Raw genomic sequence first — 7,178 nt, 5'->3', positions numbered from 1 at the left:
TCGGGTCCTCGGCGGCCTGCGGTCCTGACGTCTCCGGCCCTCGGAGGGCCCGCGCGCTGACGCCCCCGGCCCTCCGGCGGCGCCGACCGCCGCCTCGCGTCACCCGGTGCCCGGGTGCTCGGCCCCCAGCCGCAGCACCCGGGCACCGTCGCGTCGTGGCCGGAAAAGGAGCGGCGCGCGGAGCCGTGCCCGGGTGAGGCTGTCCCGGGAGCGCCACGCCGGGCCGGCGCGACCCAGGTGACGTCGGGGCCCGGCCGGTCGGACGAGGGGGCGCGCGTGGCACAGGGCCGGATGCACGCGGACGAGCGGGTGGTCGACGCGGCGGTGGTGCGCGGGCTCGTCGCCGACCAGCTGCCGCGGTGGGCGCACCTGCCGGTGGTGCACGCGTCGTCCTCGGGGACCGACAACGCGATGTTCCGTCTCGGGGACGACCTGGCGGTGCGGCTGCCGCGGATCGAGCGGGCCGTCGCGCAGGTCGAGCACGAGCAGCGGTGGCTGCCGCTCCTGGGTCCGGCGCTGCCCGTCGAGACGCCCGTGCCGGTCGCGCTCGGCGCCCCGGGCGCGGGGTTCCCGTGGCCGTGGTCGGTCTACACGTGGGTCGAGGGCGCGCCGCCGGAGCCCGCCGACCTGACCGAGCGGTTCGTGCTCGACCTCGCGGAGTGCCTCGCGGTGCTGCACGCGCTCGACCTGCCGGGCGGCCCGCCCGAGCACCGCGGGCTCACGTTCGGCCCCCGCGACGCGGTGACGCGCGAGTCGATCGCGGCGATGCGCGGCATGCCCGGGATCGACACCGACGCGGTCACCGCCGTGTGGGACGCCGTGGCGGACCTGCCGACGTGCGCGCCGCCCGGCACCTGGGTCCACGGGGACGTCGCACCGGGCAACCTGCTCGTGCGCGGCGGGCGGCTCGCCGGCCTGATCGACTTCGGCGGCGTCGGGATCGGCGACCCGGCGGTCGACGTGCAGGTCGCGTGGAACCTGCTCCCACGGTCGCTGCGCCCGGTGCTCCGCGAGGCGCTGGGCGTCGACGACGCGACGTGGCTGCGCAGCCGCGCGTGGGCGCTGTCGCAGGCCTGCCTGCAGCTGCCGTACTACGTCGGGACGAACAGGCCGCTCGCGGCGAACGCCCGGTACGTGATCGGCGAGGTGCTCGCGGACGCCGCCGCGCACGACTGACGGGGCGCCCGTCCGCGGTCAGGCGCCGAGCTCGCGGTCAGGCGCCGAGCTCGACGATGCCGTTCTGGTACGCCCACACGACGGCCTGCAGCCGCGACTTCACCCCGAGCTTCGGCATGGCCCGCGCGAGGTGCGACTTGATCGTCGACACCTCGAGCACGAGCGTGCCCGCGATCTCCTCGTTGGACATGCCCTGCGCGAGCAGGAGCAGGATGTCGAGCTCACGCGGGGTCAGCAGCTCGGTCGCGCGCGCCGCGGTGACGGGCCGGGTCCGGCGCCGGGTGACGACCTCGCGCAGCACCCGCTTCGTCAGCGCGTTGGCGAGCATGCCCTGGCCGGCCGCGACGGACCGCACGGCGTCGATCAGCGTCTCGGGCTCGGCGTCCTTGAGCAGGAACCCCGACGCGCCCGCCTCGAGGGCACCGAACAGGTAGTCGTCGACGTCGAACGTCGTGAGGATCAGCACGGGGACCGGGTCGTCGACGTCGGGACCGCACAGCTCGCGCGTGGCCGCGATGCCGTCCTTGCGGGGCATGCGGATGTCCATGCAGACCACGTCGGGACGCAGGGCGAGCGCCAGCTCGACGGCGGCCACCCCGTCCCCGGCCTGCCCGACCACGGTGATGCCCGGCTCGGTGCCGAGCATCGTGGACAGCCCGGCGCGGACAAGCGGCTGGTCGTCGGCGACGACGACCCGGACGTCTCCCCGCGTGTCGTCGGTCGGCTCGGTCACGGCGTGGTGCCTCCTTCGGTGGGGGTCCGCTCGGTGGGGGTCCGCTCGGTGGGGGTCCGCTCGGCGGCGGGGACGGTGAGCCGGAGCTGCCAGCCGCCGTCGACGCGCGGACCGTGGCGGAGGGTCGCGCCGGTGACCTCGGCCCGCTCGCGCATCCCGACGAGACCGTAGCCGGGCTCGTGGGGCGGCAGGTCGGTGCCGTCCGGCGGGGGACCGTTGCGGACGGTCACGACGAGGGCGCTGCCGTCCCCGGCGTCGAGGAGCACCTCGCAGCGGGCGCCGGGCGCGTGCCGGGACGCGTTCGCCAGACCCTCCTGGACCGTGCGGTAGACGACGAGCTGCGCGAGCGGCCCGAGCGAGCCCGTGGCCGCGAGCTCGTCGACCGGGCCCGAGCGCTCCAGCGTCACGTCGAGGCCCGACTCGCGGGCGCGGTCGACGAGCTCCGCGACGCCCGCGAGGGTCTCCATGCGCACCGCGCCGTCCGCGTCGCCCGGCGCGTCGGTGTCGCGCAGGAGGACGACGAGGTTGCGCAGGTCGCGCAGCATCGCGGTGCTCTGCTCGCGGACCTGGGCGACGGCGATCTTCGCCCCGGCGGGGTCGACGTCGATCTGGCGGCCGATCGCGCCCGTCATGACGGCGATCCCGGACAGGTGGTGGGCGGCGATGTCGTGGAGCTCGCGCGCCATCGCGGTGCGCTCGCGCTCCACGGCGACCTGGACGAGGGCGTCGTGCTCGCGGGTGCGTGCGGCGAGCGTGTCGGCCCGGGCGGTGCGCGCCTCGCGCCGGGAGCCGACGACGGCCGCGGCGAGCACCGGGAGCCCGACGGTGCCGAGCGCCTGCACGAGGCCGCCCACGACCGCGGCCGCCGCGACGGAACCGATGCGCAGCTCGCTCGTCGCGACCCCCGCGGCGACGAGGACGCCGGCGGCCGCGAGCGCTGGCCACCTGCGGGGACTCGGACCCTCGACCGCCGTCTCGAACGCCGCGACGAGGACGGCGACCAGACCGATCCCGATGCCCTCGCCCAGCACGGCGAGCGCCGGCACCGCCGCGCCCACGGCGAGCAGCACGCCGGGTGTGGTGCGGGGCCGTACCCCGAGCGCGACGGCCTGGGCCACCACGACGGCGGCCGCCCACCACCAGGTCGGGTCGTCGAACCCGGGCATGCCGAGGACCGACGTCGGGTCGGCCGCGTGCAGGAGCGTCGCGGCCACGAGCAGCCCGACCGCCAGCCCCCCGCACGTCGCCGGGACGGCGTAGCGCGCGAGGGGCTGACGGCGGCGTGCGGGCTCTGTCACGCCGGTCACGATAGGGGTGCCTGCTCGCCCCGGTAGGTGAGCCGACCGCGGGTGGCGGCGAGCAGGATCCCGCCGACCACGACGGAGCCGAGGATCAGCGCGTGCTGGTAGGTGTCGCGGTCGACCGTCGGGAACATCTCACCGGCCAGGATCGACGAGAAGTTGTTCACGCCGCAGTGCAGCAGCATGGCGATCGGCAGGCTCTCGCGGGTCTTGTTGAAGACCCACGTCATCACGACGTTGAACACGATGCAGAACGCGACGAACTCGACAGGGCGCCACCACGGCATGTCACCCCAGCCACCCCACGCGGTGAGGAACAGCGGCAGGTGCCACACGCCCCACACGACGCCGATCACGAGGACAGTGGGGAGCGGGCCCATCAGGCGCTGCATCCGGGGCGTGGCGAAGTCGCGCCACCCCGGCTCCTCGGCCAGGCCGGTCGTGAGCATCTGCCCGATCATCCCGGGCACGTAGACCATCAGCAGGGCCGTCGTCGGTGCGTTCACGGCGCCGCCGGTGAACACCATGACCGACAGGATGATCACGGCCGGGACCCCGAGCAGGACGCCCGGGTACCACAGCCAGCCGACCCGCCACCGGAACAGGCGGCCCGCCCACCTGCGCAGCCCCGCGCGGCCGTCGCACAGGTACGTGACCAGCAGGGCCGACCCGATCGGGCCGAGGTAGGCCCCGGGCAGCATGCCGAGCATCTGCCCGCCCTCGTCACCCGGGATCGTGAAGTCCAGCACGCCCATCCCCTGCTGGGACAGGATGAGCGGGATCCATGCCGTCCAGCTCGCGAGGATCGTGAGGGTGAAGAAGGCCAGCAGCGGGCGGCGCCGGACGAAGCCGACGAAGCCGCCCCTCCGGTCGGTCGATGGCGGTTCGAGCGCAGCGGTGGTGGTCATCGGGGTGCCTCTCGTCGACGTGGTCCTGACATCACGAGACGCTAGGAATTCGGGGGCCCCGGCCGCGCCGGGCGCACGATGGAGATCCTGGACCTGCATCGAAAGACGCAGGTGCCGGCACGGAGCCGTGCCGTGGTGGTGGAGCCGGCCGCGGGCACGGTCGGGTGACCCGCGACCGGACGGTCCACGCGACAGGCCCGTGCTCCCTACGCTGACCCGATGGGTGCACGCGGGGTCGTCGTCGGGGTCGTCGGGATCGGGGTGCTCGTCGGCGGTCTGCTCGTCGTGGACCGCTACGCCGAGGCGGAGGTCGAGCGCGCCGCCGTGGACCAGCTCGCGGCCGGCCTCGAGGTCACGGGCACCCCGACGGTCGACCTCGGCGGCTTCCCGTTCCTGACCCAGCTCCTCGCGGGCTCGGTCGACGAGGTCGTCGCGCACGCGGACGGCGTGGTGCTCGAGGGCACCCACCTCGTCGACGTCGACGCGACCGCCACGGGCGTGACGACGTCCGAGCCGTACACCGCGTCGCGGGTCCGGCTCACGGGCACGGTGCCGACCGCGTCGCTCGAGCAGCTCGTGCGCGACCACAGCGAGGTCGACGCGGCCCTCGCGACCGACGGTGCGGAGCTCGTCGCGTCCGGCTCGGTCCTCGGGCTCGAGCTGTCCGCGCGCCTCGCACCGGCCGTCGCCGAGGGCGCGCTGCACGTCGGGGTGACGGCCGTGAGCATCGGCGGGGTCTCGGTCGACGTCGCCGACCTGCCCGGACGCCTCGAGGACCGGCTGAGCGGCATCCCGGTCCCGCTCGAGGGGCTGCCGGAGGGTGTCGTGCTGAGCGACGTGCAGGTGGTCCCCGAGGGGGCGCGCATCACCGCGGTCGGTCGCGACGTGGCGCTCCAGGCGCCGTGACGGGCGCGTGGCGCCGAGGGGCTGCCGGATCTGGTTGGCTGCGCACCGGAGGTGATCCGTGGACCTGATCAGCGAGATCTGGCAGCGCGCGACCAGCACGCAGGAACCGGCAGTCCCGACCGTGGTGCTCCTCACCGCGGGGGTGGCGCTGCTGTGCCTCGCGCTGCCGCGGCTGTGGCACCTGACGCGGCACGCGCTGACGATCGTGCACGAGGGCGCGCACGCGACCGTGGCGGTGCTCACCGGCCGGCGCCTCGCGGGGATCCGGCTGCACTCGGACACCTCGGGGCTGACCGTCTCGGTCGGGCGGCCGCGCGGGCCGGGCATGGTCGCGACGGCGTTCGCGGGGTACGTGGGGCCGGCGGTCCTCGGGCTCGGGGCGGCGTGGCTGCTCGGGCGCGGGTACGCCGCCGGGCTCCTGTGGCTGCTGGTCCTCGCGCTCGCGCTGCTGCTCCTGCAGATCCGCAACTGGTACGGCCTGTGGACGGTGCTGGTCAGCGGGGTCGTGCTCGTCGGCGTGACGTGGTGGGCGCCGCTCGCGTGGCAGGTGACGTTCGCCTACACCGTGACGTGGTTCCTGCTGCTGGGCGCCCCGCGCGCGGTGCTCGAGCTGCAGCACTCGCGCCGCCGGGCACGCGGCCGCGGGCAGTCCGACGCGGACATCCTCGGGAACCTCACCCGCACGCCGGGGATCCTCTGGGTCGGGGTGTTCCTGCTGGTGACGGTCGGGGCGCTCGCGCTCGGGGCGTTCTGGCTCGTCGGCTGACGCGCGCGTCACAGCGCGCACGTTCAAGGTGCTCCGGCGGGGTGCCGAGGACATCCGTATGACGCAGAGCGTGGACGTCCAGCCGGGCTGGTACGACGACGGGCACAGCCCGGGCGTCCTGCGCTGGTTCGACGGCCGGGCGTGGTCCGAGCACACGACGCCGGCCGAGCCTCCGGCGTCGCCCGTGGCAGCGGCACCGACGGCGGCACCGGCTGCGCTCGCGCCGCCGCACCCCGTGACGGCCGGGCAGTCGTTCGAGCCCGGCGACTGGGTCGCGCCAGGTTCCGCGCCCGCGCTCGCACCCGCTGTCGCACCCGGGCAGGTCCCGCAGCCGCACGGCCCGGCGCACGCGTTCGGCGAGACGCAGTCGTACGGCCCCCGGCAGTCGTTCGGGGCGCCGCGGTCCTTCGGCGGTCCGCAGCCGTCGGGCGGCGGGCAGCCCTACGGCGCCCCGGGCCACGGCTTCCCCCCGGCGGCGGCGTACGGGACGCCCGCCGTGGTCGCGCACGAGGTCCGCGGCGGCATCGGGCGCGGGCCCTCGGACGTCGTGCACTGGCTGCTGCCGACCGGGCGCTCCTGGCAGTCGATCGTCGCGGGCTACCTCGGGCTGTTCGCGCTCGTCCTGTGGCCCGTCGCGCCGTTCTCGCTCGCGCTCGGCGTGTGGGCGCTCGTCCGCGCGCAGCACGGCGGCCACGGCCGCGGGCGCGCGGTCTTCGCGATCGTCGCGGGGCTGCTCGGCGTGGTCGTCGGCGTCGCGTTCCTCACGGGGTTCCTCACGACGTTCTGACCGGGCGCCGCGTCCCGACCGGGCACCCGCGTCCGACCGCGCACCGCCTCAGCCCGCGCACCCGCGTCCGACCGCGCACCGCCTCAGCCCGCGCACCCGCCTCAGCCCGCGAGCGCCTCGGTCGCGAGCCGGACGCGCTCGCGGCCCCACGCGGCGAACGCCTCCAGCTCGGCCCGGTGCTCCGCGGCGAGCGCGCGCTCGGCGTCGTACAGCGCCGTGACGTACGTGTCCACGAGGCCGGTCTCGTCCTTGCACCCGACGTCGGCGACGGCCTGGTCGACGAGCTCGGCGGTCACCGGGTCGGTGCTGGCCGGCACGGGCACCGCCTCGACCGCGTAGCCGTGGCGCGCCATGCACGCGACCCACCCGTCGAGCGCGCGGACGACCGCCGGGTGCTCCTCCGCGCGCCGGAGCGCCTCGCCGTAGAGCCGCTCCTGGATGCGCCGGTCGACGCCGGGGTCTGCGGGCGTGACCTGATCGAACGCCCAGCCGCTGCAGCCGCTGCCGCCGCCGGGCGCGCCCTCGCCGGTCAGCGCGGCGACGTACGCGGGGTCGGGCGTGCGGGTCGCCTCCTGCTCGAGGCGGGCGCGCTCGGCGAGCC

General features: G+C 76.0%; 8 protein-coding genes. 4 read left to right on the top strand and 4 right to left on the bottom strand.

The window, feature by feature from the left end; translation table 11 throughout:
- Nucleotides 1–276: 276 nt before the first annotated feature.
- Entirely contained in the window at nucleotides 277–1,176 is a 900-nt protein-coding gene (locus CCE01nite_RS05095; RefSeq protein WP_211254559.1) for an aminoglycoside phosphotransferase family protein, read from the top strand.
- Nucleotides 1,177–1,213: 37 nt separating this feature from the next.
- Here CCE01nite_RS05095 and CCE01nite_RS05090 read toward each other — a convergent pair whose 3' ends face one another.
- The 3 genes from CCE01nite_RS05090 to CCE01nite_RS05080 all read right to left on the bottom strand — a co-directional run bounded on the left by CCE01nite_RS05090 (nucleotide 1,214) and on the right by CCE01nite_RS05080 (nucleotide 4,118).
- Nucleotides 1,214–1,822 carry a response regulator gene (locus tag CCE01nite_RS05090; protein ID WP_052104186.1) on the bottom strand — a complete coding sequence of 203 codons (609 nt, stop codon included), beginning with the start codon at nucleotides 1,820–1,822 and terminating at the stop codon, nucleotides 1,214–1,216.
- Between the two features lie 83 nt (nucleotides 1,823–1,905).
- A complete protein-coding gene (locus CCE01nite_RS05085) occupies nucleotides 1,906–3,207 on the bottom strand; it encodes a sensor histidine kinase (RefSeq protein WP_141372050.1) in 1,302 nt (433 codons plus the stop codon).
- A gap of 5 nt (nucleotides 3,208–3,212) precedes the next feature.
- Nucleotides 3,213–4,118 carry a CPBP family intramembrane glutamic endopeptidase gene (locus tag CCE01nite_RS05080; RefSeq protein WP_034630629.1) on the bottom strand — a complete coding sequence of 302 codons (906 nt, stop codon included), beginning with the start codon at nucleotides 4,116–4,118 and terminating at the stop codon, nucleotides 3,213–3,215.
- Nucleotides 4,119–4,337: 219 nt separating this feature from the next.
- On the opposite strand from CCE01nite_RS05080, the gene CCE01nite_RS05075 reads away from it, so the two are divergent.
- Genes CCE01nite_RS05075 through CCE01nite_RS05065 form a run of 3 tightly spaced genes read left to right on the top strand, consistent with a single transcriptional unit; the run spans nucleotide 4,338 to nucleotide 6,577 of the window.
- Complete coding sequence (locus CCE01nite_RS05075) at nucleotides 4,338–5,024, top strand: LmeA family phospholipid-binding protein (protein WP_034630635.1); 687 nt, start codon at nucleotides 4,338–4,340, stop codon at nucleotides 5,022–5,024.
- Nucleotides 5,025–5,082: 58 nt separating this feature from the next.
- Nucleotides 5,083–5,790 carry a M50 family metallopeptidase gene (locus CCE01nite_RS05070; protein WP_034630641.1) on the top strand — a complete coding sequence of 236 codons (708 nt, stop codon included), beginning with the start codon at nucleotides 5,083–5,085 and terminating at the stop codon, nucleotides 5,788–5,790.
- Between the two features lie 58 nt (nucleotides 5,791–5,848).
- Complete coding sequence (locus CCE01nite_RS05065) at nucleotides 5,849–6,577, top strand: DUF2510 domain-containing protein (RefSeq protein WP_034630646.1); 729 nt, start codon at nucleotides 5,849–5,851, stop codon at nucleotides 6,575–6,577.
- A 101-nt stretch (nucleotides 6,578–6,678) separates the two neighbouring features.
- Here CCE01nite_RS05065 and CCE01nite_RS21215 read toward each other — a convergent pair.
- Nucleotides 6,679–7,178, bottom strand: a 500-nt coding sequence (locus tag CCE01nite_RS21215; protein ID WP_218026450.1) for a hypothetical protein, incomplete at its 5' end; no start/stop codon positions are given.

This window comes from Cellulomonas cellasea, from assembly GCF_006538745.1.
GTDB lineage: Bacteria > Actinomycetota > Actinomycetes > Actinomycetales > Cellulomonadaceae > Cellulomonas_A > Cellulomonas_A cellasea.
Note: the sequence above shows the minus strand (reverse complement) of the source record. Positions and strands in the feature narration are given on the sequence as shown.